This is a genomic window from Amycolatopsis sp. NPDC050768 (genome assembly GCF_040654155.1).
Taxonomy (GTDB): domain Bacteria; phylum Actinomycetota; class Actinomycetes; order Mycobacteriales; family Pseudonocardiaceae; genus Amycolatopsis.
Map to the genome: position 1 here is coordinate 239874 of NZ_JBFAHL010000014.1, position 26181 is coordinate 266054.

General features: G+C 70.9%; 26 protein-coding genes, 2 tRNA genes and 2 pseudogenes. 15 read left to right on the forward strand and 15 right to left on the reverse strand.

The features are described 5' to 3' along the window. Positions 1–121 precede the first annotated feature (121 nt). From AB0H62_RS35055 to AB0H62_RS35065, 3 genes are all read left to right on the forward strand, one after another. The gene (locus tag AB0H62_RS35055) at positions 122–667 is read left to right on the forward strand and encodes a sigma-70 family RNA polymerase sigma factor (protein ID WP_220243906.1); all 546 of its coding nucleotides are present in this window, start codon (positions 122–124) and stop codon (positions 665–667) included. Beyond that, positions 667–1377: a zf-HC2 domain-containing protein gene (locus tag AB0H62_RS35060; protein WP_220243905.1), complete on the forward strand. Its 711-nt coding sequence runs from the start codon at positions 667–669 to the stop codon at positions 1375–1377. The genes AB0H62_RS35055 and AB0H62_RS35060 overlap by 1 nt, the downstream gene beginning before the upstream one ends. A gap of 207 nt (positions 1378–1584) precedes the next feature. Next, complete coding sequence (locus AB0H62_RS35065; RefSeq protein ID WP_220243904.1) at positions 1585–3027, forward strand: hypothetical protein; 1443 nt, start codon at positions 1585–1587, stop codon at positions 3025–3027. Between the two features lie 77 nt (positions 3028–3104). On the opposite strand, the gene AB0H62_RS35070 is transcribed toward AB0H62_RS35065, so the two are convergent. Beyond that, complete coding sequence (locus AB0H62_RS35070) at positions 3105–4457, reverse strand: fatty acid--CoA ligase family protein (RefSeq protein WP_360590853.1); 1353 nt, start codon at positions 4455–4457, stop codon at positions 3105–3107. Between the two features lie 299 nt (positions 4458–4756). Between AB0H62_RS35070 and AB0H62_RS35075 the strand changes: the two genes are divergently transcribed. Further along, entirely contained in the window at positions 4757–5827 is a 1071-nt protein-coding gene (locus tag AB0H62_RS35075; RefSeq protein ID WP_360590855.1) for a glycoside hydrolase family 3 N-terminal domain-containing protein, read from the forward strand. Here the strand turns inward: AB0H62_RS35075 and AB0H62_RS35080 are convergent. From AB0H62_RS35080 to AB0H62_RS35090, 3 genes and pseudogenes are all read right to left on the reverse strand, one after another. After that, positions 5824–6345, reverse strand: coding sequence for an MFS transporter (locus AB0H62_RS35080; RefSeq protein WP_360590857.1), 522 nt, complete (start codon positions 6343–6345; stop codon positions 5824–5826). The two genes, AB0H62_RS35075 and AB0H62_RS35080, sit on opposite strands and share 4 nt — an antisense overlap. A 104-nt stretch (positions 6346–6449) precedes the next feature. After that, positions 6450–7043 (reverse strand): annotated as a pseudogene (locus tag AB0H62_RS35085) (MFS transporter); the annotation flags it as partial. Further along, a complete protein-coding gene (locus AB0H62_RS35090) occupies positions 7040–7534 on the reverse strand; it encodes an ArsR family transcriptional regulator (protein ID WP_220243900.1) in 495 nt (164 codons plus the stop codon). The pseudogene AB0H62_RS35085 and the gene AB0H62_RS35090, both read right to left, overlap by 4 nt. A gap of 200 nt (positions 7535–7734) precedes the next feature. Between AB0H62_RS35090 and AB0H62_RS35095 the strand changes: the two genes are divergently transcribed. Next, on the forward strand, positions 7735–8676 hold the full coding sequence (locus AB0H62_RS35095; RefSeq protein ID WP_220243899.1) for a hypothetical protein: 942 nt from the start codon (positions 7735–7737) through the stop codon (positions 8674–8676). A 101-nt stretch (positions 8677–8777) separates the two neighbouring features. Then, positions 8778–9329, forward strand: coding sequence for a hypothetical protein (locus AB0H62_RS35100; protein WP_360590859.1), 552 nt, complete (start codon positions 8778–8780; stop codon positions 9327–9329). Between the two features lie 409 nt (positions 9330–9738). On the opposite strand, the gene AB0H62_RS35105 is transcribed toward AB0H62_RS35100, so the two are convergent. Next, positions 9739–11196, reverse strand: a complete 1458-nt coding sequence (locus AB0H62_RS35105; RefSeq protein WP_360590860.1) for an alpha/beta fold hydrolase — start codon at positions 11194–11196, stop codon at positions 9739–9741. 402 nt (positions 11197–11598) lie between these two features. On the opposite strand from AB0H62_RS35105, the gene AB0H62_RS35110 reads away from it, so the two are divergent. The 4 genes from AB0H62_RS35110 (at position 11599) to AB0H62_RS35125 (ending at position 15258) form a co-directional block, all read left to right on the forward strand. Continuing rightward, entirely contained in the window at positions 11599–12108 is a 510-nt protein-coding gene (locus tag AB0H62_RS35110) for an isochorismatase family protein (protein WP_360590862.1), read from the forward strand. 529 nt (positions 12109–12637) lie between these two features. After that, the gene (locus tag AB0H62_RS35115) at positions 12638–13996 is read left to right on the forward strand and encodes an MFS transporter (protein ID WP_360590864.1); all 1359 of its coding nucleotides are present in this window, start codon (positions 12638–12640) and stop codon (positions 13994–13996) included. Beyond that, on the forward strand, positions 13993–14553 hold the full coding sequence (locus AB0H62_RS35120; RefSeq protein ID WP_220243894.1) for a TetR family transcriptional regulator: 561 nt from the start codon (positions 13993–13995) through the stop codon (positions 14551–14553). Before AB0H62_RS35115 ends, AB0H62_RS35120 begins: the two co-directional genes overlap by 4 nt. 75 nt (positions 14554–14628) lie before the next feature. Then, on the forward strand, positions 14629–15258 hold the full coding sequence (locus AB0H62_RS35125; protein ID WP_220243893.1) for a DUF4232 domain-containing protein: 630 nt from the start codon (positions 14629–14631) through the stop codon (positions 15256–15258). Between the two features lie 7 nt (positions 15259–15265). Here AB0H62_RS35125 and AB0H62_RS35130 read toward each other — a convergent pair whose 3' ends face one another. Next, positions 15266–16345: a mandelate racemase/muconate lactonizing enzyme family protein gene (locus tag AB0H62_RS35130; protein ID WP_360590866.1), complete on the reverse strand. Its 1080-nt coding sequence runs from the start codon at positions 16343–16345 to the stop codon at positions 15266–15268. Between the two features lies 1 nt (position 16346). After that, positions 16347–17207, reverse strand: coding sequence for a fumarylacetoacetate hydrolase family protein (locus AB0H62_RS35135; protein ID WP_360590868.1), 861 nt, complete (start codon positions 17205–17207; stop codon positions 16347–16349). Positions 17208–17342: 135 nt separating this feature from the next. Here AB0H62_RS35135 and AB0H62_RS35140 point away from each other — a divergent pair, with 135 nt between their 5' ends. After that, positions 17343–18560 carry an FAD-dependent monooxygenase gene (locus AB0H62_RS35140; RefSeq protein ID WP_360590870.1) on the forward strand — a complete coding sequence of 406 codons (1218 nt, stop codon included), beginning with the start codon at positions 17343–17345 and terminating at the stop codon, positions 18558–18560. After that, positions 18557–19588, forward strand: coding sequence for a cupin domain-containing protein (locus AB0H62_RS35145; RefSeq protein WP_360590872.1), 1032 nt, complete (start codon positions 18557–18559; stop codon positions 19586–19588). The genes AB0H62_RS35140 and AB0H62_RS35145 overlap by 4 nt, the downstream gene beginning before the upstream one ends. A 4-nt stretch (positions 19589–19592) precedes the next feature. On the opposite strand, the gene AB0H62_RS35150 is transcribed toward AB0H62_RS35145, so the two are convergent. Continuing rightward, a complete protein-coding gene (locus AB0H62_RS35150) occupies positions 19593–20054 on the reverse strand; it encodes a MarR family transcriptional regulator (RefSeq protein ID WP_220243889.1) in 462 nt (153 codons plus the stop codon). A gap of 111 nt (positions 20055–20165) precedes the next feature. On the opposite strand from AB0H62_RS35150, the gene AB0H62_RS35155 reads away from it, so the two are divergent. Together AB0H62_RS35155 and AB0H62_RS35160 are read left to right on the forward strand one after the other, a co-directional pair. Beyond that, entirely contained in the window at positions 20166–20642 is a 477-nt protein-coding gene (locus AB0H62_RS35155; protein ID WP_360590874.1) for a VOC family protein, read from the forward strand. 103 nt (positions 20643–20745) lie between these two features. After that, positions 20746–22176, forward strand: coding sequence for an FAD-binding oxidoreductase (locus tag AB0H62_RS35160; protein ID WP_360590876.1), 1431 nt, complete (start codon positions 20746–20748; stop codon positions 22174–22176). A gap of 16 nt (positions 22177–22192) precedes the next feature. On the opposite strand, the gene AB0H62_RS35165 is transcribed toward AB0H62_RS35160, so the two are convergent. The 7 genes and pseudogenes from AB0H62_RS35165 to AB0H62_RS35195 all read right to left on the reverse strand — a co-directional run bounded on the left by AB0H62_RS35165 (position 22193) and on the right by AB0H62_RS35195 (position 25607). Next, a tRNA-Val gene (locus AB0H62_RS35165) sits at positions 22193–22267 on the reverse strand. 26 nt (positions 22268–22293) lie between these two features. Further along, positions 22294–22365: transfer RNA gene (locus AB0H62_RS35170), tRNA-Val, on the reverse strand. A gap of 228 nt (positions 22366–22593) precedes the next feature. Further along, positions 22594–22710: pseudogene (locus tag AB0H62_RS35175) on the reverse strand (maleylacetate reductase); the annotation flags it as partial. Next, entirely contained in the window at positions 22707–22892 is a 186-nt protein-coding gene (locus AB0H62_RS35180; protein WP_255638420.1) for a hypothetical protein, read from the reverse strand. The gene AB0H62_RS35180 and the pseudogene AB0H62_RS35175, both read right to left, overlap by 4 nt. Positions 22893–23116: 224 nt before the next feature. After that, a complete protein-coding gene (locus AB0H62_RS35185; protein ID WP_220243886.1) occupies positions 23117–24070 on the reverse strand; it encodes a VOC family protein in 954 nt (317 codons plus the stop codon). A 172-nt stretch (positions 24071–24242) separates the two neighbouring features. Beyond that, positions 24243–24893: an NAD(P)H-dependent oxidoreductase gene (locus AB0H62_RS35190; protein ID WP_360590879.1), complete on the reverse strand. Its 651-nt coding sequence runs from the start codon at positions 24891–24893 to the stop codon at positions 24243–24245. Positions 24894–24914: 21 nt separating this feature from the next. Further along, on the reverse strand, positions 24915–25607 hold the full coding sequence (locus AB0H62_RS35195) for a DsbA family protein (RefSeq protein ID WP_220243884.1): 693 nt from the start codon (positions 25605–25607) through the stop codon (positions 24915–24917). A 110-nt stretch (positions 25608–25717) separates the two neighbouring features. On the opposite strand from AB0H62_RS35195, the gene AB0H62_RS35200 reads away from it, so the two are divergent. Then, a complete protein-coding gene (locus tag AB0H62_RS35200) occupies positions 25718–26152 on the forward strand; it encodes a helix-turn-helix domain-containing protein (RefSeq protein WP_255638419.1) in 435 nt (144 codons plus the stop codon). The last annotated feature ends 29 nt before the right edge of the window (positions 26153–26181 follow it).

Consider the following 26181-nt stretch of genomic DNA (forward strand, 5'->3'; position numbering starts at 1 on the left):
CCGGACAGTGGCGTTGGTCACGATTCGGTATCCGCTGAACTGACCCCCGCTCGCCATCCGTGTGCCCCTCGTGGAGGTGAGGAGATCCCGCACCTTGCGGGACTCGGGAGGGTGGTAGCGGATGGCCGGGTTGAGGACCCGTCATCGCCAGCAGGTCGCCGACGAGGCTCTCGTGCGCTCGCTGTTCGAGGAGCACGGCAAGGCGATGCTGGCGTACGCCACGAGGCTGCTCGGTGATCGAGCGGCGGCGGAAGACGTCGTGCAGGAGGCATTGGTGCGCGCTTGGCGACACCCCGACAGCCTGGTCAACGGCAAGGGCTCGGTGCGGGGCTGGCTGCTGACCGTGGTGCGGAACCTGGTCACGGACAAGATCCGGGCGCGGGCCGCGCGGCCCACAGAGGTGGCGGAGTCGCCGACCACCGTGCCGGTGGCGCGCGACCACTCCGACCAGGTCGTGGACTCGATGGTGGTGCTCGCGGCGCTGGACGACCTGAGCGCCGAGCACCGCGAAGTCCTGGAACACGTGTACCTGCACGGGCGGACGGTCGGCGAGACCGCCGAGAAACTGGGCATACCACCGGGCACGGTGAAATCGCGCTCCTACTACGGGTTGCGCGCTTTGCGTGAGCAGTTCCGGTCGCAGCGACTGGGAGTGGGGGCCGCCTGATGAACACTTCGCACAGCGACCGGTTCGACCTCGAGGCCTACGTGGCCGGCGAGGCGGGCACAACCGACCAGCAGGACGTCGAGCAGCACCTGACGACCTGCGCGGAGTGCCGGGAGGAGGTGGAGTCATTGCGTGAGATGCAGGAGTTCCTGGGCGCGTTGCCGCCCGAGGCGCTGCTCGACGGGCCGCCGGACGACGCGGACCTGCTGCTGCAACGCACGTTGCGGCAGATCAGGTCGGAGTCGGCGGGTGCCCGCGGCCGGGGCCGGATCCTGGCCGCGTCGGCGGCGGTCGTCGTCGCCGCGGCGGCGCTGGGCGCGGGCGTGCTCGTGGGTAAGTCGGGCGACAGTGGGCCAGGTTCGGCCGTCGCCGCGCCAACGGTGTCCGCGCCGGCCACTGTGGCACCAGGAACCCGCAACGCGGCGGGCGAGTCCGCCTCCGGGGCGCGGCTGAACGTCGCCGTCACGCCGGCGGTCGGCTGGGTGCGGCTCAACGCGTCCGTCACCGGCATCCCGGAGGGGCAGAAGTGCCGGCTCGTGGTGGTCGGCAAGGACGGCAGCCGTGAGATCGCCGGCAACTGGCTGGTGTCGGACAAGGCCGCGAGCGACGGCGTGAACCTCGACGGTTCGGCGCTCGTCGACCCGGCGAACGTCGCGTCGGTGCTCGTGGAGAACACCGACGGGCACCAGTTCGTGTCGGCCTCGCTGTAGGTTCTTCGAAGGGCGCTGCCCGTTCGTCCAGTGTGGACTGGATGAACGGGCAGCGCTTTTTTGCTGTCCTGGCACGGAGTTCGCGTTTTGGCTGCGTGTGACCGCCGTCACGAAACTTCGGTGAACCCTCACGGGGACCACACCCGTGTACCGGTCATCAAAGGCTCGCCATCTCCGGCAGTCGGCTCTGACAGGGAGAAACCCGAAATGTTGCGTACTCGAGTTGCGATGCTCGCCGCCCTGGTGGCGACGGGTGTGGCGGCGCTGACGGCGTGCGGTTCCACCGCCGGCACGCCGAGTGCCGCTCCAGCCGGTGCCGGGGGCACCGACACGGCGTCGTCGGTCAACTTCCTGACCGGGACGGCCCAGGAGAACGGCGCGCCGCAGAACACCGGCGACTTCGCCGACCCGTCCGACACCGACGCCGCGGAGCAGTGGGTGGAGCTCGACGCCGGGTCCGCGTCCGGCCTGAACCCGGTGGTGCTGAACGGAAAGGGCTTCCTGCTCTACCGCTTCGACAAGGACAGCCCGAAGCCGCCGACGTCCAACTGCAACGGTGACTGCGCCAAGACCTGGCCGGCGGTGACGGTGAAGGCGGGCGGCAAGGTGTTCCTCAACGGTATCGACAAGAACGACGTCGGCTTCGTCAAGCGCCAGGACGGCACGCTGCAGGTCACGATCGGCAACTGGCCGGTGTACAAGTTCAGCGGCGACTCGCAGCCGGGCCAGGCCAAGGGCCAGGGCGTGGGCGGCACGTGGTTCGGCGTCACGCCGGAGGGCGGCAAGGCCCAGGCCTCGCAGGAAGGCACCGACCCGACGACCGGCGTCGACTACAAGACCGGTACCGCCAAGGAAAACGGCGCGGACCTGAGCCAGGGCGACGACTACAAGGGCCCGCGCACCGACGACGCCGCGATGAAGTGGGTGCAGCTGACCCGCGGTTCGGCCGGTGGCCTGAACCCGATCGTCCACGACGGTGCCGGCATGACGCTCTACCGCTTCGACAAGGACAGCCCGAAGCCGCCGACGTCCAACTGCAACGGTGACTGCGCTGTGAAGTGGCCGCCGGTGCTGGTGAAGCCGGGCTCGCGCATCTTCGTCAACGGTGTTCCCGCCGCCAAGATCGGCATCCTGACCCGCGCCGACGGCACCCGCCAGGTCACCATCGGCGGCTGGGCGCTCTACCGCTTCTCCGGCGACAAGAAGGCCGGCGACATCAACGGTGAAGGCGTCGGCGGCACCTGGTTCGCCATCTCGCCGACCGGTGGCAAGGTCCTGCCGAAGGGTGGCGCCCCCGCCTCCAGCGGCCAGGCCGCCCCGCCCGCGTCCTCTTCGTCGACCGCGACGCCGCCGTCCTCGAGCACCACGACTCCTCCCGGTGGCGTGACCCTCGGCAACGGCAGCGCGATCCTCGACAGCGGCATCAACTTCTCCGAGCCCAACGGTTCCTTCGGTGTGGCGGGCCCGGGCTGTGTCGCCAACCCGCAGCCGACGCAGATTTCCTCGATCCAGCTCAGCGGTGGCCCGGTGAAGCTCTGGAAGGGCCCGAACTGCACCGGTCAGTCGATGGTCATCACGGCCAGCGTGCCCGACCTGAGCAAGATCGGTTTCGACAAGCAGGTCGCCTCGATCCGCTTCGGCGACAAGTGAAGTAACCCGTAGCCGAAGAGCCGGCGTGTGCACCGACGGGGGGTGCACACACCGGCTCTTCTTTTTATGGGCGCTGTTTAAGCTATATGGCGGGAGTGGCCGGACCAGAAGGGTTCGGCCAGCTTTCGTTTGTCCACTTTGCCCACTGGGGTGAGGGGCAGCTCGTCGGTGAAGTCCACGGTGGACGGTACGAAGTGGTCTCCGCCGAGTTCTTCGCGAACGTGGTGGCGGAGTTCGGCTTCTGTGGTTCGTGCTACGACGACGGCGTGAACCAGTTCCCCCTCGCCGTTCTTTCCCGGGACGGCGAAGACGGCCGCGGCTTTGACGGCGGGGTGGGTGAGCAGGGTGTGCTCGATGGCGGTGGAGGCGACCTTGGTGCCGTGCTCGCCGGTGATGATCACGTCGGCGATGCGGTCGTGGAGGTAGAGGTAGCCGTCGTCGTCGAAGTGGCCCAGGTCGCCGGTGGGGAGCCAGCTGTCGGCGATCGGGGGTTCGCCGTGGTATCCGTCCATCATGGACAGTCCGCGGACGAGGATCTCGCCGTTCTCCGTGCGGGCCTCCATGCCGGGGACGATGCGGCCCACGGAGCCGAGCCGGTGGTCCCGGGTGAGCTCTTCGGCGGAGATGCTGGCGATCATCGGTGCTTCGGTGAGGCCGTATCCCTGGCCGACTTTTGCGCCGAACGTGTCGAGCGCCTGTCTGAGCCTTTTCGGTGGAAGCGGGGCAGCGCCGAGGGACAGGGATTTCAGGCTGGAGACGTCGGTGCCGGCCAGCGCCGGGCTGTCGAGGACTTTTGCCAGGCGTGGTGGGGTGAGGGAGAGGCTGGTGACGCGGTGGTTTTCGATGTCGCGGAGGAGCTCTTCGGCGTCGAAGCTTGTGCGGAGCACGACTTTGTTGCCGCTCAGGAGTGCTCCGAGCGCGGCGGCGTTGCCGGTCATGTGCGTGAGCGGGGCGGTGATGAGGACGGTTTGGGTGCCGTCGGGGGTGAAGATGTGGGCCATGCCGTCGTAGATGCCGGTGTGGCGGATGAGCTTGGGGGTGCCGGTGGTGCCGCCGGTGGGGAAGATCGCGGTGACCCGGTCGGGGGTGGTGTCCGGAGTGGACGGTTTGCCGGTGGTGAGCTCGTCGAGGTCGAGGAGGGTGGCACCGGTCTGCTCGAGGGCCGCTTCCCTGGCCGGCTTGCTGGCTGACGTTGCCACCAGCAGCACTTCGAGCCCCCGCAACTGGGCGGCGACCTGCGCGAGGATCACTTCGGGCCGGTTGGGCGAGTCGATCGCCACGATGCCGGTTGTGCCGCTGAGGCCGGTGTGGATCCGGCGGAGCGTGTCGGCTGCCGCGCTGTAGGTCGTGGCGCGCCCTTCGTGGTGGAAGAGGACGGTGTCGCCACCCTGGTCGAGCATGGTGAGGACGCGGGTCAGGAAGTAGCTCACGTGCGGCACGGTAGCCCTATCTGCTGATGTTCCGGCCCATGCGGTGCGGCAGCAACCCCTGCGGCGACGGATCCGGCGACCCTTGCGGCGAAGACGGGAGGGCGGGGGTTTCGGTGAGTCCATTCGGCCGATTCAGGGTTGCCGGATCGGTGCAGGCGCGATTGTCGGTGGTGGGCGCTTATCGGGGCAACTCGGCCAGGGCGCCGCACTGGCAGATTTCGGACATCGCGCACCCTTCGGTCGGAGAGTTTTCGCCCGTCACGCGCAGGCGTTACCGTGGGGCCACTGGAGGGAGTGCCATGAAGCGTGTCGTGCAGGTGGTGGCCGCCGTCGCGGTGGCCGTGGTGACGGTGGGGGCGGTGCCTGGGGCGGCCGGCGCCCGGGAGCTGACGCCGAGGCAGCTGGCGGGGCAGCGGGTCATTTACTCGTACGCCGGGTTGACGCCGCCGGTGCAGCTGCTGCAGCGGATTCGCGCAGGTGAAGCGGGTGGGGTGATCTTCTTCGGCGAGAACATCTCGTCGAGCAGCCAGATCGCGGGCGTGGTGAAGCAGCTTCGCGACGCGGCGGCGCAGAGTCCCGTGCGCGGGCCGTTGCTGTTGATGACCGACCAGGAAGGCGGGCAGGTCCGGCGGCTGCCGGGCGAGCCGACGCTGTCGGAGAAACAGGTGGGGCAGTCGGCGAACCCGGAGGCGGCGGCGAAAGCGGCCGGCACGGGCGCCGGGAAGAATCTCGCGGGCGTGGGGATGAACGTCAACCTCTCGCCCGTGCTCGACGTCTACCGGCAGGCCGGGAACTTCATCGACGAATACGGCCGCTCGTACTCGAGCGACGCCACCAAGGCGGGCACGCTGGGCCGGGACTTCGTCGCCGCGGAGCAGGCCGCGGGCGTCGCGTCGACGGCGAAGCACTTCCCCGGGCTGGGGGCGGCGCCGGCGGGGAGCAACACGGACGTCGCGCCGGTGACGTTGAACGTGCCGCTTCCGGAGCTGCGTACGAAGGACGAAGCGCCGTACGCGGGGACGGCCGCGAAGCTCGTGATGCTGTCGTGGGCCGTGTACCCGGCGCTCGACGCGAGCCACCCGGCGGGCCTCTCGCCGACGGTCGTGCAGGAAGAACTGCGCCGCCGCGACGGCTTCCGCGGCGTCACCATCACCGACGCCCTCGAGGCCGGCGCCCTCCAGGACTACGGCGACACCGGCAACCGCGCCGTGCTCGCCGCGAAGGCGGGCGTCGACCTCATCCTCGCCTCCGGCCGCGACGTCAACCAGGGCGACGCGGCTGCCGACGCGCTCGCCAAGAACCTCGGCTCGATCCCGGACTTCACGGCGTCGGTGGACCGCATTTCGGCTCTGCGCAAGGGGTTGTCCTAGCCTCGAACGGCGAACCGCCGCAAGCTCGGCGTCGTCACGGCGACGGCGGCGACCGCGGCCACGCACAACAGCCCGCCGCTGACGAGCGACGCCAGCGCAGACGTCGGCGCCGCCACCAAGCCCGCGCGCAGGTTGCCGAGGTCCGGCCCCGCCTGTCCGACGATCTGCTCCGCCGCGGCAACCCGCCCGAGCAGCTCGTCGGGCGTGTGCAGCTGCACGACCGTGCTCCGCGAAACCACCGACACCGTGTCCGCCGCGCCGGCCAGTGCCAGGAAACCCAGGCCCAGCAACGGATCCGTGGTGAGCCCGAACAGCGTCAGCGCAAGACCCCAAGCGGCCGACCCCACCAGCATCACCAGCCCCGGCCGTGGCAGGCGGGTGAAGACGCCGGAGAACACGGACGCCGCCACGCCGCCGACGGCGATCGCGGTGAGGAACAGGCCGAGGGTGCGCGGGTTGCCGCCGAAGCGTTCGGCGTTGACGAGCGGGAAGAGGCTCGTCGGCATGGACAGGACCATCGCGGCGAGGTCCGTGAGGAGCGCGCCGCGGACGGCGGGGTGCGGACGAGGAACGCGAGGCCGTCGGCGATGCCGCGCAGGCCGGGGCGCGCGGAGTCGTCGGGCTGCATGGCTGGCAGGCCGAAGGCGCCGTAGAACGCGCAGCCGAACGTCACGGCGTCGACGGCGTAGCAGTCCGTCACGCCGACCCAGCCGATGAGCACGCCGCCGATCGCGGGGCCGACCAACATGCAGCCCTGGAAGGAAATCCGGTTGAGCGCGAGCCCGGCGGCGAGCTGTTCGCGCGGCAGCAGCCGGGGGATGAACGTGCGCGACGCCGGCCCGCTGCCCGCGACGAAACACGACTGCACCGCGAGGATCGCCAGCACCCCGCCGACGGGGAACCCCGGCACCGCACTCTGCGCGACCAGCAGCACCGAGCACGCGGCCTGCGCCACGGTCATCACCAGATAGAACCGCCGCCGGTCGACGCGATCCACGACGGTGCCCGCGAACAGCCCGAACACGACGATCGGCAACGCCTGCGCCAGACCGACGGCGCCCGTCCAGACGGTGCTGCCCGTGCGTTCCCACACCTGGAACAGCACGGCCACGAGCGTCAGCTGCGCGCCGAGCACCGAGCACGTGCGCCCGATCCACAGCCGCCGGAACTGCGGCGACGTGCGCAACGGCGTCACGTCGAGCAGCTGCGCTCTCATCGCCAGGCCTCGTCGTTTTCGAGCTTCTCGGCGATGCGGTCGTGGAAGCTCTTGCGCGCCAACGCTTTCTCGACGTCCACGACCACCTTGCTCAACGGGTACGGGATCTCGGCCTCGAGGTCGGCCAGCACCGCCTCCGTCGCGCGCCACTCCGCCGCGAGCCGGCCGACGATCTCCTCGGCCTTGGGCGTGAGCACCACCTTCTTGCTGCGCGCGTCGTCGCCCGTGGTGGTGATGACCAGGCCCGCTTTGCGCATGGCGGCCACCTTCTGGCTCAACGCCGAGTGCGTCCGCTCGACCGACGCCGCCAGCTCGGTGATCGTCATCGGCCCGCGCGCGTGCAGGCGCAGGAGCTCCATGACGAAACTCGGTTTGAGACCTTCGATGCCGCGCTCGGTGTAGAGGCGGCCGATGTCGTCGTCCATCGCGTGCTGGAGCAGGCGCATGGGGCGCCAGAGGCTCTGCTCGGTGGGATCGGTGAACTCGGGCATGGGGGGAGTGTAACAGGACTTATATAAGTGCTGTTGTAATGAGGCTGTTCGGGTGAAGGTGTTCCGCTGGCTGGGAAATTGGCCGATTCGTTGTGGTTCAAGGGAAATCTCGTGTTTCAACGCCGGTTCGGAAGTCGATCACGCGGGTACTTTTCCGGCGCTGGCAAAGGATTCCCCACCGCTGCCGGCTTGGAGGATGCATGCGTCATGAGCCGAGGTTCACCCGTCGAGCGGTATTCACGACGGCGTTCGCGGGGATGGTCGTGAGCGCGTGCGGGGCGGTGTCGCGACGGGTGCCGGCGGGGGCGCCACCGCCGTCCTCTTCGCAGCCGCCACTGCCACCACTGTCGCCACCGCCGCCACCCCCTCCACCGCCGAACGCGCTGGCCACGAGCCTGCTCGTCGGCTACTGCGGTGCGCCGCACGCGAAAGCCCTCGGCGAGATGACCGGTGATCTCGCGGCGGCCGGGCGCAGGCTTGTCGGGCAGGCGGGGGCGTACCGGCAGGCGGTGACGCCCGTCGTCGAGCTCATCGCGACGGCCGCCCACCGCACGCCCGGCCCCGACGGCATGTACCGCACCCGCGCGTCCGACGCCACGATCGCCGGCTACCTCGCCGAAGCGCGGGCGCTCAAGGGTGTGCTGCTGCTCAACATCCAGCCCGGCCGCGCGGATTTCCTGCCCGAGGTGCGGGCGTACGAGCGGTGGCTGGCCGAGCCGGACGTCGGTGTCGCGCTCGACCCGGAGTGGGCCGTCGAGCCGGGGGTGGTGCCGGGTGAGAAGTTCGGGCGGACGACGGGCGCGGAGCTCGACGGCGTCGCGGCCTACCTCGCTCAGCGCGCCCAGGACCGTCAGCTGCCCGACAAGATCATGGCCTACCACCAGGTCGCGGCTTCGATCGTCCGCGACGAGGCCGGGTTGGGGCCGCACCCGGGCGTGTCCATCGTGAAGGTCGTCGACGGCATCGGCAGCGCGGCGGCGAAGAAGGCGACCTGGCGCACGCTCATGGCGGCCAAACCGGCGCACGTGCTGGCCGGCTTCAAGCTGTTCTACGAGGAGGACACGCGTCACGGCGCCGCGCTGATGACCCCGTCCGAGGTACTCGCGCTCACGCCGAAACCCGCGTACGTCGTGTATGAGTAAGCGCCCCCGATCCGGGTGACACCCACGCGTGTGGTCATCCGCTCGGCGCCGGGAGGAACGGGCACTCTTGCTGCGGACCCTCCACGACGGGAGCAGCTCGTATGCAGGCCTGGTGGCCCCTCGCGACGGTCGCCGCGGTGTTCGCGGCGCTCGCCCTGGTGCACCTCCGCCGCTCGGCCCTGCCGCGCGGCCCCAGGCAGCCGGCCGAGGCGCCTTCGGCCCGGCGGCTGCTGTCGCCTGAACCGCCTGTTGCGGTCGCGCCGCGCGGCGGGGCCCGCCACCGCCTGGGGCCGGCCGCGCGCTCCCGCGGTGAGGTCGACCCTCTGGCGCGCTACCCCATGGCGCGGCAACGCCCGGTGCCCAACGCCGTCGCCCAGCGCCTCGGCGGCCCGGACTCGACGCTGACGCAACCGTTCGCGCTCCCGCAGCCCCGCAACCGCGGCACCGACTCGCGGAACTGGCCCGCAGCCGCGCCCCCGCGCCCGACCCCGCCGACCCGTCGGCGCACCCGCCCCGGCAAGATCATCACCGACCCGGCCTGGCCGGGGCCCCCGGTTTCCCGGTCCCGCCCGGCGGCTCCCGATCCGTCCGGACGGGACCGGGAACCGCGCGCCTGGCCGCCCCGCCGCGACCGCGACCGCCCCGACAATTGACGACGGTTTCCCAGCCACGAAGATCTGACTTCGGAACGATGATCGTGGCGACCCCGGCTTCGGAGCGGGGCCGTGGAGCTGCATGCCACTCCGGTGATCCGCGCTGGTCCGGGTGCCGCGGAGATCGGAGCAGTTCCGGCGGTTGACGGCGGCCGGAATCAGGGTCGTCGTGATTTGGTAGGAATCGGAATCGCTCGGTGTTCGGCGGCGTCGTGATGGAGGTCAGCCGAGATCAGAGCCGTCGCGACCCGAGGCTCCGGAGATCGCAGTCACCCGGACGATTGACGGGCGCTACCGCCGGGTACGTAAGGGATAGCCCGCCGCTGTGGTCCCTCCCCCCACCTCTGCGGCGGCGGGCGCGGGCCGGGCCCCGACTGCGGGGCCCGGCCCTGCCACAGTCCTGTGTGGACTAAATCGCCGGCTCGCCCGGGCAGCTGCCCGTGGCAGTCCGCCCGGTGCTGAAGAACTCCACCGCCTTCGACCCGCACGCCACGAGGTCGAGGGAGCCGTGCGCGCCGTTGTCGACGGTCAGGAGCGAACCGCCGAGGTGGCGGCGCATGTCCTGCGCCCAAGACGCCGGGGTGGTCGTCTCCGTGCGGTGGGCCACCAGTTGCAGCGGGCTCGTCCCGCGAACCAGGTGCCACGGCTGCTTCGGCAACGGCCACCCCGCGCACCAGTGCTGGTAGCCGGCCATGCCGTGGAACAGCGGTGACGAAGCCTGCCGCTGCTGCTCCTCGCGCCACATGGCGGGTTCGCTCGGGTCGGCGCCCTGGTCGTTGCACAGCACGGAAACCTGCATGAGCAAGCCGGCGAAGTGGCTGTCCTCGAGGCCGAACCCGGTGAACTCCGGCTCGTTCCCGACGAGCGGCGGGTTCTTGCCGTCGCGCAGGGCGGTGAGGGTGTCGGCCATGTCGGGCCAGTGGGATTGCTGGTAGGTCAGCACGGTGCGGAGGTTGCCGCCGCTGAACGTGAGCGGTTTGCCGTCGGCGGTGACCTGGCGCGGGTGGGCGTCGAGGTCGGCGGCGAGGGCGGTGACGTCGGTGCGGATCTTCGCGGCGTCGGTGCCGAGGTGGTACTGGCCGTCGCGCGCGGCGAGCCAGGCGGCGAAGCGGGAGAAGTTGGCTTCGGCGGCGTCGACCTGGCCGTTGTTCATCGTGCGGAGGCTGAAGTCGGGCGGCATCACGGAGTCGAGCAGCATGCGATCGACGTGCTGGTCGTAGCGGCTGCGATACACAGCGCCGAGAGCGGTGCCCCAGGACACCCCGTAGAAGCTGATCTTCTGCTCGCCCAGCGCGATCCGGATCTGGTCGAGGTCGCGAGCGACGACGTCGGTCGACAGGCTCGCGATGAACTCCGGGTCGTACGCGGTGCAGCGGGCGTTCTGCTTGGCCGTCTGCTCGTAGCCCTGCCGGTACTGCTCGGCGGGCGGCGCGCTCGGGTCGGGATTCGGGCCGTCCTCCGGAGCGACGTCGCACTCCTTGCCGCCGCTGAACCCGACACCGCGCGGGTCGAAGCCCACGATGTCGTGGTCCACGCCCATGCCCGCCACGGTCGTGTGGCTCAGGGTGAGCGGCATGTCGAGCCCGGAGTTGCCCGGCCCGCCGGGGTTCACGACGATCACCCCCTGGCGCTTCTCCGGCGACGTCGCCTTCAGCCGGCTGACCATCAGGTCGAGGCGGCGGCCGTCGGGGTGGGCGTAGTCGAGCGGAACGGAGACCTTCGCGCACTCGGTGCGCGCGTCGGTCTGGTCCCACTCCTTGATCAGGGTGCGGCACGGGGTCCAGGCGAGGGCCGCGTGCGCGGGCGTGGCCGCGACGACCGCAGGCAGTGCGATGGCGACCGCCAGCAACGGGACGAGCTTCTTCATGATGATCATGATCGCGGCGCGGGAGGTGGGCTGCCTCGGGCGATCGGGTCACAAACCCGGCCGATCGGCTGATGTGCCTTCCTTGAGGTAACCCTGGCGCGACGGTTGCCGGCGGTTGATCGTCTGCGGCATTCCGGCTACGGCACCGGGCTGTACCGCGACAAGAGGGCCTACGACCTGTTGGTGCAGTGGGAAACCGGCGTGCCCGCGCTCGCCGGCACTGTACGAGCGCGAACGGACCGGTCGCGGGGAGGCGTTCGACGCGCTCACCGGGTGGGTCGGGTTTCCGCTGTACTACACGGTTTGCGGCGGCACGCAGCTTCCTCGCCGTGCAGAACGACCGCGAGTGTGCGCCGACGTGACTGACGCGTTTTTGTCGGGGGTGGGTGCGATGCTTCCGGCATGGTCCCCGTACTGCTGTTGATCGACGTCCAGAACAACATGCTCCTCCCGCCCGAACCGGTGCCTTCCGCGGCCACCGTCGCCCCGGCGATCGCCGCGGTGCTTTCCCGCGCGCGTGCCGCCGGCGCGCCGGTGGTGCACGTGCGCAACAACGGCACCGGCGACGATCCCGACGTGCCCGGAACGCCGGGCTGGACCTTGATCCACGACGTCTTTCCGGGCGAACACGTGGTGGACAAGACCACACCCGACTCCTTCGCCGACACCCCTCTGTCGACCCTCGTGCCCGCCGGCGCGCCCCTCGTCGTCGCCGGCATGCAGAGCGACTTCTGCGTGCGGGAGACGACCCTGGAAGCCCTCCGGCGCGGCCACCCGGTCACCTTGGTCACCGACGCCCACGCGACCTACGACGGCTCCGTTCCCGCTGCGGAGGCCTCCGCAGCGGTTGCTGCCGAACTGGCCACCGCGGGCGCCTCGCTGGCCTCGAGCGAGGTGGTCCACTTCGGCTGACGGAGATCACAGCTGCCACGCAGCCGGCTCGGGAGTAGGGTAAGTCATCGGGTGATGACATCAACTGATGACTGAGGTGTGCCGCGATGTCCGAGATGGGCGAACTGCGTGGAACACCCTGGCGGCTCGCGAAATGGGAGCCGTCCGGGTGGGCGTGTGAGGTGACGTCGCGCGGGTTCTTGCCTGGTGGGCAGCGGTCGCCTGGGCGATCCGGGTGCGGTCTCGGCGACTTGCCTGCGGGTGAGTTGACGGACCGTCGGGCGTTCGGTGTGCGCGCTGCGGGGCTTTTGTGAGCGGGCAGCACGAGCGTTCTGTACGCGCGTCGGGCGAGATGCCGGAGTGCCCTGCGCCCGGGTCTGGCGACGCACCGCAGTGCTCCGCGAGCGGCGCGGGCGAGGCTGCCTCGCAGGTGCGCGGTCCGAGGTCGGGATTGGGCGGGCCCGTTCTTGACGTGCCGGCCGCGAGGTCCGTGCGCGCCACAAGGGAAGTAGCCGAGAGTCGCGCGGCTGAGCGAGCCGCGCGTGGGTTGGTGCCCACGTTGGTGTTCCTCGGGCTCGTCGTGGCGGTGATCAGCAGCCTGGGGGCGCCGCTGATTCCGGCGGTGGCCGTGGTGCACGGGGTGTCGCTGGGGGATGCGCAGTGGTCGTTGACGGTGACGTTGGTGGTCGGGGCGATGGTCACGCCGGTGATGGGGCGGCTCGGCGACGGGCCGGCGCGGCGGGGCGTGATCCTGGTCGGGCTGGGGCTGGTGGTGCTGGGGTGTGTGCTGGCGGCGTTGCCGTTCGGGTTCGTGGCGTTGCTGGTGGGGCGCGGATTGCAGGGCGCGGGGCTGGGGCTGACGCCGCTGACGATCGTGGCGGCCCGAGAAGCGTTGGTGCCCGCGAAGGCGCGGCCGACGATGGCGATCTTGTCGATCACGACGGTCGCCGGGGTCGGGCTCGGGTATCCGGTGACCGGGCTGATCACGGAGCTGGGTGGGCTGCAGGCCGCTTACTGGTTCGGGGCTGTCGTGGCGGCGGTTGCGCTGGTGGCGGCCATCAAAGTGGTGCCCCATGCCGTGAACGCCGAGGCGAAGCGGCTCGACGTGCCGGGGGCGGTTCTGCTGGGGGTGGGGCTGGGCGCGTTGCTGCTGTGGATCAGCAAGGGTGAGGAGTGGGGCTGGGGTTCGGGCGCGTCGGTCGGATCGGTGATCATCGCGGTGGGCGCGCTGGTGGCGTGGGTGTGGCACGAGGGACGCAGCAGCCACCCGCTGGTGGAGCTGCGGTTGTTGCGGCTGCCGGGGGTGCTCGCGGCCGACGTCGCGGCGCTGTTGTCCGGCGCGGGGATGTATCTGCTGACGTCGTTGATGGTGCAGTTCGTCCAGACGCCGCCGGCCGACGGCGGGCTCGGCGGGTCCGTGGTGGTGGCCGGGCTGGTGTTGCTGCCGTTCTCGATCGGGAGCCTGCTCGCCAGCCGCATCGCGCCGCCGGTGATCCGGCGGGGGCGGGGGCGCGTGCTGATCCCCGGGGCTTCGCTGGTCGGTCTGGTGAGCGTCGGCGTGTTCGGCTTCGTGCGCCACGACTACGTGGTGCTCATCGTCGTCATGGCGGCCACGGGGCTCGCCGTCGGCACGGTTTTCGCCGTGCTGCCCGGCATGATCACGGGCGGGACGCCCGCGCACGAGACCGGCAGCGCGATGAGCTTCAACCAGGTGCTGCGCTACGTCGGCTACTCCACCGGCAGCGCGCTCAGCGCCGCGATCCTCGTCGGGCACACGCCGGGCGGCCGACACTTCCCGAACGCCCTCGGCTACACGGTCGCCGCCTTCGCCGGGGTGGCGGTGTGGGTGCTGGCCGCCGTGTTCGGCATGCTGCTGCCCGGAAAAACGACCGAAGGAGCGCGCGGATGACGGACCGACCCACACCGCGCCGTCGGGATGCCGGGCGGACGCGGGCCGCTTTACTGGCGGCCGCGGCGGAGTTGTTCGCGGAGCGCGGGTATGCGCAGGCGACGATTCGCGACATCGGCGAGCGGGCGGGTGTCGATCCGGCGATGATCGCGCGGTATTTCGGGGGGAAGGCGCAGCTGTACGTCGCCGTGTTGCAGGAGGAGACGGGGGACGAGGAGCTCGCGGATCTGGGGGACGCCGAGCGGTTGCGCGGGCTGGTCGGGCGGGCGGTCAGGCAGGGGCCGGGGCCGCTGTACCAGGTTGCGCTCCAGCCGCACGACGATGTGAAAGCCAACGAGTTTTCGCGGGAAGAGCTGCATCGCCGGATCGTGACGCCGCTTGCGCGTCGGCTGACCTCTGAGGGGGTCGAGCAGGCGCAGGCGCGTGCGGAGTTGCTGACAGCGGCGTTCGTCGGGGTGCTGATCGGGCGGACGTCGGGTGCGCTGCCGGAGCTCGCGGCGCTTGACGAGGAGAGCCTCACGGCCTTGGTGACCCGGCTCGTGTCCTCTATGGAGTGAACAGGGCACGGAAAATGCCTCGAAGCACCGGAACCTGTTTCGGGGGTCGGCCGTCCTGGGTAGTGAGGAGGCGGCGTGGGAGCCGCCCACGAAGGGGAGTGCAACATGCGGGGTAAGACGATCGTCCCGGGTATCGCGGTGCTGTTCGCGTTGACGGCCTGTTCGAGCACCACACCACCGTCGGCCGGCGCGCCGCAGCCGGCCCAGAACGCGCCCGTGTCGTCGGCGGTGAACGCGGAAAAACCGGCAGTCCATCAAGAGACCCAGCAAGACAAGGACGTCCAGCAGTCCTTCCACGCCGAGCTCACCATCCAGGACCAGGGCCTCGGCCTGCTCGCCCTCGAGAACACCGGCAAGGACCCCGTGACGATCCAGGGCTGGCCGGCGCTGCAGTTCCTCGCCGCCGACAACTCACCGCTGGAGGTGCCGACGCAGAACGTCGACATCCCCGGCGCGGGCCCGTCCATCACGCTGCGCCCGGGCACCAACGCGTTCGCCGGCGTCAAGTGGGAGACAGGCGACAAGGGCAGCACCGACACGTTCGTCGCGACCACCCTCAAGCTCACGCCGCCCCACAGCACGAGCGCGACGGTCGTCGACGTGATCGGCACGGACGGCAAGAAGGTCGGCTACCCCGAGTTCGACGTCACCTCGGTCAAGGTCGGCACACTGCAGCCCAGTACCCAGGGTGTCCTCGTCTTCTGACCACGCCTCACCGGACGCGCAGGTCATCCAAAGCGGACAGGTCCCACAACATCCCGTGGCCCGGCCGGTCCGGAGGGGATACGCGTCCGTTGTGGACGGTTAACGTCTCCTGCAGCAGGTCGTCGATCAGCGGGAAGTGCTCCACGTACGGACAGTTCGGCACGGCCGCAGCCAAGTGGACGTGCAGCTCCGGCAGGAAGTGCGGGCTCAGCGTCGCACCGAACGCCTCGGCGATGGCCGAGATCCGCAGCCATTCGGTGACGCCACCCGTCAGCGGCACGTCCGGCTGCAGCACCGAAGCGGCCCGCGCGTGCAGGTACGCGGCGAACTCGAAACGTCCGTGCAGGTGCTCGCCGACCGCGACGGGCATCGGCACGGTCGCGGCGAGCGTCGCGTGTCCGGTGACGTCGTCCGACGAGAGTGGTTCCTCCAGCCAGTAAACGCCCAGGTCCGCCAGCCGGGCACCGGTCCACAGCGCGGTCGGGAGGTCGAGGCGTTCGTTGGCGTCGACCATGATCCGCACGTCGTCGCCCACGGCCTCGCGCACCGCGCGCACGCGGGCCACGTCTTCCTCGGCCCGCCGAGCGCCGATCCGCAGCTTCACGGCGTGGTAACCCTCGTCGAGGTACGCGCGCGTGCCGTCCACCAGTTGCTCCACCGGCATCGCGTGCGTGGCCCGGCCGCTGCCGTAGATCTCGACGTCGTCGTGGTGTGCGCCGAGGAAGCGGAACAGCGGCGAGCCGGCGCGGCGTGCACGCAGGTCCCACACCGCGATGTCCACAGCGGACAGTGCAGGCAGTGCGAGCCCGCGGCCGAGCCGGTGCGTGTCGTCGCGCACGCGTTGCCACACCCGCGGCCAGTGGTCGAGGTCGGCGCCGACGACGTGGTCGCGGACCGTGCCGGTGAGCAGCGCGTGCACGCCGTCCGCGCCACCGGTGAGCGCGTAGGTGAAGCCGGTGCCGGTCGCGCCCTCGTCGTCGGTGACGGTGACGAGCAGGAGGTCTACCTTGGTCGCGCCGGACCCGCCGCGGCCGGCGCCGAGCGGAAGGCGCGACCAGGCCGTGGTGATGTCGGTGATCGAGGGCACTTCAGTCCTTTCCGGACGGACGGGTACCGGTGGGCGAAACCGTGCCGTCGGAACCGGCCACGGTCACAGTGAGCGTGCCGATGCTCGACAGCGTCACGGAAACCTTGTCGCCGGCGGTCAACGGCCCGACGCCCGACGGCGTGCCGGTGGCGATCACGTCGCCGACTTCCAGTGTCATCACCGTCGAGATGTAGGACACGAGCTTCGCGACGCCCCAGATCAGGTGGCGGGTGTTCGACGACTGCCGGTGCTCGCCGCCGACCGTGCAGTCGAGGTCGATCGCGTCGGCCGCGTCCGCCTCGTCGGTGGTGACGAGCCACGGGCCGAGCGGGGTGAACGTGTCGAACGACTTGCGCGTGGACCGGTCTTCGCCGCCGCGCATGGTGATGTCGAGCAGGCCGGTGTACGCGACGACGTGCTCGAGCGCCTCGGCTTCGCTCACGTTCCGCGCCTGCTTGCCGATCACCGCCGCGAGCTCGCCCTCCTGGTCCACGCGGCGGTCGGCGTAGGGCAGCCGTACGACGCCGCCGTGCGCGATGATCGACGACGGCGCCTTGAGGAACACCGCCAGGTCGCTGATATCGACCTTCAGCTCCATTTCGGACTTGTGGTCGCGGTAGTTCACCGGCGCGGCCACGATTTTCGACGGGTCGGGCACCGGCGCCTCAAGAGAAACGTCCGCCAGCGGCACACTGTTGGCCGCGGACGGCGAGGGAAGCGAGTCACGAACCTCGGCCCACCGGCCGAGCAGCCGGCGCATCGAGCCCGGCTCTCCGTAGCCGCCCACCAGACCGCCGAGATCGACCACCCGGTCGTCGGCGAGGTAGCCGACCCGTCCGCCGTCGTAGGTCACCAGTCGCATGCGTGTCCGTTCCGTGCCCGGGGGCGACCGAGTAGCCGCCCGATGAGAATTCCATCTGTATACGGACGGTATGACCTGGCCAGGCAAGAGTCAAGCCGTTGACAGGCTCAGAAGACGTCTGCGACATTCATCAGCATGCTGACGAAGACTTCCTCGCGACGCGGCGGGCCGCTGGTGCTGGGTGGTGGCATCGGGGGTCTGGCCGCCGCGCTCGCGCTGGCCCGCGACGGCCACGCGGTGCGGGTGCTGGAGCAGGCACCCGAGTTCGCCGAGATCGGCGCCGGCCTGCAGGTCGGCCCCAACGCGTCCCGCGTGCTCGACCGGTTGGGCGTGCTCGAAGCAGTGACGCGCGACGCGTTCTTCCCCCGCAGCCTCGTGCTCCGCGACGCGATGACCGGCGGGCGCATCACGTCGCTCGAAACCGAAGCGTCGTTCGAAGGCCGCTTCCGCCACCGCTACTTCGTGACGCACCGGGCGGACCTGCACCGGGCCCTCCTCGACGCCTGCCTGGCCACCGGAAAAGTCGAGCTCCTGGCGGACAAGCAAGTCGTCACCGTCCGGCACGACGCCACTGTGGAGTGCGCGGACGGCACCCGATTCGAAGCCGACGCCCTCGTCGGCGCCGACGGCCTGCGCTCACCGACCCGCGCGTTGCTCATCGGCGACGGCGAACCCGAGGACTGCGGCTACGTCGCCCACCGCGGCACCGTGCCCGTCGAGGAGGTCACCGGGGGCCTGACCGAGCCCGACAGCATGGTGATCTGGGTCGGCCCCGGCCTGCACCTCGTGCAGTACCCCGTGCGCAACGGCAAGCTGTGCAATCAGGTCGCCACCTTCGACACCCGCCGCTACCCCGCGCGGCACGGCGATCTCAGCCGCCAGCTCGACGACGCCTTCCGCAGCACCTGCCCCGAAGTCGCACGCGGCATCGCCCTGATCGACCGCTCCCGGCGCTGGGCCATGCTCGACCGGCAGCCCGCGACAGGCTGGAGCCAGGGCCGCGTGACGCTCGTCGGCGACGCCGCGCACCCGATGCTGCAGTACCTCGCGCAGGGCGCGTGCCAGGCGATCGAGGACTCCGTCGCACTCGCGGACAGCCTCGCCGCGCACGCCGACGTCGAGACGGCTTTCCTTGCCTACGAACACATCCGCGCCCCGCGCACCGCTCGCGTGCAGACGACCGCCCGCACCTGGGGCGACCTCCTGCACCTCGACGGCGTGGGCGCACTGCTGCGCGCGCACGCGCTCAAGCCCCGGGCCGCCGACGACTTCGAGATCGTCGACTGGCTCTACGGCTTCGACCCCACCAGCACCCAGCCAGCCCTCGCGGCGGCTCCAGGGAGGGCCTCATGACCGTGACCACCGACGAGGCCTACGAGCAGCTGGCCGCGCAGAGCGTCGGCACGCTCTGGCGCCACCTCGGCGACCTGTTCCCGGCCGAACCCACCAAGCGCGCAGTGCCGTTCCACTGGGCCTACCGCGCTCTGCGCCCCTACATGCTGCACTTCGCCGACGCACTGTCCATTGAGGAAGCGCAGCGGCGCGTGCTGATGCTGATCAACCCGGGGCTGCAGCAGGAATCCGCGACGGTCACCGGTCTCTACGCCGGGATCCAGATCATCCTGCCCAGCGAGCAGGCGCAAGCGCACCGCCACTCCGCCAACGCGTTCCGCTTCATCATCGAGGGCTCCGGTGCTTACACGACCGTGTCGGGCGAACGCGTCCACATGCACCCCGGCGACCTCCTGTTCACGCCCGGCTGGCACTGGCACGACCACTACCACGAGGGCGCGGGCCCGATGATGTGGCTCGACGGCCTCGACTTCCCGCTCGTCAACTCGCTCGACACCCAGTTCTTCGAGCTCCACTCGGAGACCGCGCAGAAGGTTTCCGTGCCCGACGGGCTTTCCTCGGCGCAGTTCATCCACGGCCGCCTGAACCCCGCGTGGATCGGCGAGCGCAGCGCGAACTCGCCGATCGGCAACTACCCGTGGGCCGAGACCAAGCGCGCGTTCGACGCGATCGCGGACAACGCCGACGGCAGCGACGTCGACGGCGTGGTGCTGGAGTACACGAACCCGTGGACCGGCGGTCCGGTGATGCCGACGGTGTCCTGCCGCATCCAGCGGCTCGTCCCCGGCTTCCGCGGTGCGGCCCGCCGGCACACGGCCGGCACGATCCTGCACGCCGTGCGCGGCGAGGGCACCACGATCGTCGACGGCCAGGAGATCACGTGGGGCGAGAAAGACATCTTCGTGGTGCCGTCGTGGGCGACGTATGAGCATGTGAACTCGTCGAAATCGGAAGACGCGGTGCTGTTCTCGTACTCCAACGAACCCGTGGTGCGGGCGCTCGGCCTGTACCGCGAAGAGCTGCTCTGAGCGCTCAGTCCTGGTAGTCGAGCAGCCCGCGGTGGTGCGCCAGCAACGACTTCAGGCTGTCGACGAGCTGCTTGCGCTCGGTGGTGTCGAGGCCTTCGAGCATCCGCTCGTTGACCTCCACCGCGCGCTCGGCCGCCTCCGCGTACAGGGCCCGGCCGGCGCTCGTCAGCCGCACGACGCGGCGGCGGGCGTCTTCGGGGTCCTTCACCTGGCTGACCAGTCGGCGGGCGACGAGCCGGCGGATCACGTCCGCGGCCGTCGAGCGGTCGAGGCGGGCGCGGGAGCGCAGCGTCGTCTGCGTCAGCGGGCCCTCGTGGGCCAGCGCGTGCAGCACCGCGAACTGCGGCGAGGTGAGGCCGCCGGGGAACACGTCGGACCAGATGGCGACGTGCAGCTGCTGCGTGGTGCGCAGCAGGTGGCCGATCATCCCGTAGAGGTCGAACTCGACCGGATCGGACTTCGCCATCGCCGAACACCCCCGCCCGCGGACTGGTCGTCCGGATACGGACGAACTCCGGGTGAAGGATACAAGCCGCCTGCTCAGCCGGGGTCGGGGCGCACTGGCAGGATCCGCGCCATGAGCACTTTCCCCGCGCTCGACGGCGTGCACCACCACAAGTACCCGGTCACCGACCTCGCCCGGAGCCTGGCGTGGTGGGAGCGCGTGTTCGGCGCGCGGCGGCAGCCCGGATGGGACCACCGCACGCCCGAGGGGGTGCTGTTCGCGTACCTGCTTCGGGTGCCGGGGTTGGCCGACCCGGTGGAGCTGCGGCTGGCGCCCGGCTCGGCGGCCGCCCTGGCGGGGTTCGACCCGCTGACGCTGGCCGTCGCGGACGAGGCCGCGGTGCGGGCGTGGGCGCGGCACTTCGACGCGCTGGAAGTGGCGAACTCCGGAGTGCTGCGGGGAATCACCGGCTGGCTCGTCGCGACCGCCGACCCCGACGGCGTGCCGATCCGGCTCTACAGCAGGGCGTCGCACGAGTGGGATCCCGAAGGCGCCGACCTGGGCAGCCCCTGGACGGCGCCGCCGCCGCGGGATGTCCCGGCCCGGTGAGGTGCCCCATCGTCCCTTCGCGACGGTGACCTGCGTCGCAAGTCCGATTCGCGTTTCACGGGGCCGGTGAGGCTGGGTCCGTCAAGCGCGAAAGGCGAAGCGGATGAGCCCTTACGAGACGGCGGCGTCGGAATCGCTGAGCCCGGCCGAGGTCGCCGGGCTGGCGAGGCGGCTCACCGGTCCGGTCGTGTTGCCCGGCGACGCGGGCTTCGACGCGGAGTGTGCGACCTTCAACCTGGCCACGCCGGTGCGGCCCGCCGTGGCCATCGGGGCGACCACAGTGGCCGACGTGCGGGAGGCGGTGGGGTTCGCGGCCGAGCGGGCGCTGCCGATCGCCGTGCTCACCACCGGGCACCAGGTCGTGAACCGAGCGCGCGGCGCGGTGCTGATCACACTGTCGCGAATGGACGCCGTGGAGGTCGACCCGGTGGCTGGGATCGCTTGTGTGCAGGGTGGCGCGCGCTGGAGCCAGGTCACCGAACGGGCCGGCGAAAGCGGGCTCGCGGGCGTGAGCGCCGCGTCACCCACGGTGGGGGTCGCCGGCTACCACCTCGGTGGCGGGCACAGCCCGATTCTCGGGCGGACGCACGGATACGCCGCCGATCACGTGCGCGCGTTGCGGCTCGTCACTGCCGACGGTGCACTGCGCGAGGTGACCGCTGACGCCGAACCCGAGCTGTTCTGGGGCGTGCGGGGTGGCAAGGGGAACTTCGGCGTGGTCACGTCGATGGAGTTCGCACTGTTCGCCGTGAAGTCCTTCTACGGCGGCGGCTTGTTCTTCGCGGGCGAGCACGCCTCGACGGTCCTGCACACTTGGCGGGAGTGGGTGACGGCGCTGCCACGGGAGATGTCGTCGTCGATCGCCTTCCGGCATCGCTCTCGGCCGGCGGAGTTCGCGGTCCACGTGCGGTTCTCGGCGCTCGGTTCGCCCGCCGAGGCGGAAGCCGCGCTCGCGCCGCTGCGGGCGCTCGCCCCGGCCGTGCGCGACACCGTCGCCGAGACCGCGTACCGCGACGGCCACCGCCTGCACCTGGACCCGTCGGCGCCGGTGGGTTGGCTGGAGCGCTCGGCAGCGCTGCGGTCGTTCCCGGCCGAGGCGGCCGACGCGCTGCTCGCCGTGGCCGGCCCGGATTCCGGCACCGAGCCGGGTTTCGTGGAGCTGCGGGCGCTGGGCGGGGCGCTGGCCGACGAGCCCGCCGTGCCGAACGCCGTCGCCGGCCGCGGTGCGCCGTGGGCCCTCGTCGCGTCCGGTGGGCAGGAGGCCGGGACTCGGCTGGACTCGCTCGTGGAGGCGCTCGCCCCGTGGTCGCAGGACGAGCGGAACGCCAACCTGCTGGCCGCCGGCGACGCCACGACTCCCGCCGAGGTGCGCGCCGCGTACGGTTCCGCGCGCTACGAGCGGCTCGCGCAGCTCAAGCGGCGCCACGACCCGCAGAACCTGTTCCGCGTCAACCACAACATCGCGCCGGCGGCCAGCCCGCCGGTGCCCTGGACAGCACGGCCCTGGACAGCACGATGGCCCCGGATCGAGTGATCCGGGGCCATCGTGGTGGTGGGCGATACTGGGATCGAACCAGTGACCTCTTCGGTGTGAACGAAGCGCTCTCCCCCTGAGCTAATCGCCCTCCAGGTGAGTCCACATCGGACTACGTGCGCGATACTGGGATTGAACCAGTGACCTCTTCCGTGTCAGGGAAGCGCTCTCCCGCTGAGCTAATCGCGCGCTGTCGGGAAACCAGCTTAGCGAACCCCTTCCGGGCCCCGTCACGGGGGCCACCCTCCCGCCGCGCCGCGGTCCGGCGGACCCCGTGCGGGGCCCGAAGGGGTTCGGGTGGCGACACCGGCCAGGGCCCGGACGGGCTGGCCGGCGCGGGGCGAAAACCGCCGGCCGGGCGGCCCAGAACGCCTCGACGCAGTGCGCCAGTGCGCTGAGCGCCCAGGACACCGCGACCGGGCGCGGCAGCGTGGCCGTGAGGTCCGGGTCGTAGCCGACGGCGCGGGGGAGCACGCGGTCGTCGCGCCCTGTCTGTTTCCGGGCCGCGCTCGTCGTGCCCCAGACCGGCGTCACCTCCGACGGCCCTCGTACGTCGTCGGCACGCAGACCAGCGGAAGCCCGGTGGTGAGGGCGACGGCTTTGCCTGTCCCGGTCGTCGAGCCGCCGCCGACCGTGACCGGCCCGTCGACCTCGACCGGGCTCAGATAGCCGCCGGTGAACAGGACCAGGCCGCCCACCCGAGGGTGGGCGTGCACGGCGAACTGCGCGAGCAGGCAGGCGCCCGGCGAGAAGCCTCACAGCACGATCCGCCGCCGGTCGAAGCCGTCGGCCTCGATGGCGGCGAGCGTGGCCCGCACGGCCGCGAGCGCGTGGGTCAGGTGCTTGTCGTCGAACACACCGTTCGTTCCTCTCGCCCCGAAGTGCACCTCTGAAGACCGCGCCGGCCCTCCGGCGGAGGTCTCGCCGGAGGGTCGGCGCGTCAGACCTCGATGTGCTCGAGCTTTTCGAAGATCTCCGCGCGGCGGGACTCGAACTGCTCGGGCAGCTGGAACGCGGTGCCCAGTTCCTGCGGCGACTCGTCGCAGGTCCAGCCGCCTTCGGCGTGGGTCACGGCGAGCTCGAACAGCGCGCCGCCGGGGGTGCGGACGTAGACCGACTTGAAGTACTTGCGGTCCTTGAGCTCGCTGATGTCGGTGTAGCCGGCGCCTTCGACCTGGAACTTCACCTCGTCCTGGTTGGCCAGTGTGCCGAGGTTCCACGCGAAGTGGTGGATCGTGCCGGCGCCGTAGCGCCAGGTGCCCTGCTCGTCGGTGTTGTTGACGATCAGCTCGACGTTGTTGCCGATCTTCTCGCCGCCGATGCGCAGCGCCACGCGGTCGCCTTCTTCAGTCAGCGCGCTGTCGCCGAAGAACGTCTCCTGGCTGAACTCGACCATCCGGTCCGGCGTGGCCACGTGCACGCCGACGCCGTGGATGCCGTGGATCGCGTGCTCGGGCGGCACGCCGTTGCCCGGGTGGCCCACGCGCGGGTCGCCGTCGTTGCCGACCAGCACGTACTCGATGCCGCACGGGTGGCGGAAGAGCAGGCGGCGGTCGCCGAACACCTCGGCGTCGTGCACCTCGACCTTGTGCTCGGTGAGCCGCTGGTGCCAGTAGGACAGCGACGTCGAGGGCACCGACAGCTGGACCTCCCGCGCCTGGTTGGTGCCGCGCTTCCCGAACAGTCCGGCCTGGGCCCATGGGAACGACGTCACCACAGACGACGGATCGCCGGCCGCGTTGGAGTAGTAGAGGTGGTAGATCGGCGTCGAGCCGTCGAACAGCACGGTCCGCTTGATGAAGCGCATCCCGAGCGTCTTCACGTGGAAGTCGACGTCTTCCTGCGCGGTGCCGACGGACAGCGTGACGTGGTGGCTGCCTTCGATGTGGGTCATGGGATTCCTCTCCGGAGGGTGGGCGCCGGGTGCGTCCTGAGTGTCGCCCGAAGCGCGCCACGCGACCACTCCGTTCGGGGCGGACCAGGACCCACCCGGTGGGCCGATGCCATACGAGGCGCAGAATCCGTTCGTGCTGTCGCTGAAATTCTCGGTGCAGCCGACGAACAGGCTACCCGTGACGGACCGGTTGGTTGAGCTTCTCGGCGTGCCGGCGGGCGAGGTCGTGGGATGCGGCGAGGGACTCCTTGTGCAGGTGCAGCAAGGGACGCAGCTGGTCGACGGTGGGGGCGAAGGTCAGCTCCGGAGTGATGAAGTGCACGTCGAGTCCGAAGAGGACGGTGTCGCTGAGGATGGTCCGCAAGGCGGGCACGAGGTAGTCCTTGCCGTGCTGGGGCGCGCCCGGGCCGTAGCCGCCGCCGCGGGCGGAGACGACGATCGCGGTGCGCCCGGCCGTGGGTGCGGCGCCCGGGCCGAGCCCGATGGTGCGGCCGGGAACCATGACGTGGTCCAGCCAGGCCTTGAACACCGACGGGATCGAGTAGTTGTACATCGGCACCGCGAACAGGTAGGTGCTCGCGCCGAGGAACTCCTCGACGAGCTCGTCCTGCAGTGCCGCCGCGGTGGCCTGTTCGGTGGTGCGGTCGGCGGGCGCGGTGGCGCGCGCCGTGATGCCGGCGGCGTCGAGGTGGGCGACCGGGCTGTGGGCGAGGTCGCGGGTCACGACGTCGCCGGTCCAGGTCTCGATGAAGGTGTCGGCCACGCGCCGGGAAAACGACGTGTCCGGGGTGGCGGAGGCGTTGACGCGCAAGAGGTACGACATGGTCTCTCCAGAGGTGGGGTGTCAGGCGGACGGAGCGGCGCAGCCGTCGGGCGTGCACACGTCGCCCACACCCAGTGGCGTGGTCCGGCGGGCGTCCCAGGCGGTTCGCAGGGCCGACACGAGGTCGTCGGTGGAGACGGCGCCGGCGAGCGCGTGGGTGCCGCCGAGGACGAGGAAGGGCGTGCCGCGCGCGCCGAGCCGCTGGGCCATCTCCTGGTCGGCCAGCACGCGGGCGCGGTATCGGTGGCTGTCCAGCGCGTCCGCCGCGGCGTCGACGTCCAGACCGGCCTCGGCGGCGAAGTCCAGGACCTCCGCGCGCGTCCACAGCTTGCGGGCGTGGCCGAAGTGCGCCCGGAACATCGCGGTCCAGATCTCGGCACCGCGGCCCTGCTCGGTGGCGAAGGCAAGCAGCTCGTGCGCCAGGTCCGTCGGCCCGAGCGTGCGGTCGAGGACGTGGTACGGCGTGAGGCCCTCGGCCTGCGCGAGGAGTTCCAGCGGCCGCAGGACGTCGTGCTCGACCTGCGGAACGCCGTGCTCGACGAGGAGCTGCCGCTGGGTCACGCCTTCGCGGGGCAGGTCCGGGTGCAGCTGGAACGAACGGTGCACCAGGCGCACCTCGGCGCCGTGCTCGAACCGCTCGAGCGCGGTGTGCAGCCGGTGGTCCATCAGCCCGCAATACGGGCAGACGACGTCCGACCAGAATTCGACGTCCACTGTGGTCCCTTCGAGATCCGCTTTCCACCGATGGTGCAACAGATTCGAAGGGCTTACAAAAGGCACATCAATGTGCGTGACCAGGCCGGACGGCGAGCTACTCTGGAGGGGTGAGAACTGTGGGAACCGACGTGCGGCTGAGGGTCGCGCAAGTGCCCGAGCCCTGTGTGCACTGGGCGAACCGCGACGCGGACTTCGTGCGCGAGGTGCTCGACCTCGTCGGTGACAAGTGGAGCGTGCTGCTGCTCGGCACGCTCGCGGGAGGCCCGCTGCGCTACTCGGACCTGATCGCGGCCGTGCCGGCCATTTCACAGCGAATGCTGACCTTGACGTTGAAACAGCTGCAGCGTGCCGGGTTCGTCGAACGGACCTCGCACCCGGAGGTGCCCCCGCGCGTGGAGTACACCCTCACGGAGCTGGGTTCGTCGCTGCTGTCGGCGGTGCTGGCGCTGGGCACGTGGTCGACCGAGCACCAGGCGCGGATCCGCGGGAACCAGGCGGCGTTCGACGCGGTGGAGTCGCAGGAGGCCGAGAAGCCCGAGTGACCCCGGATGGTCGCGGGGTCACTCGGACG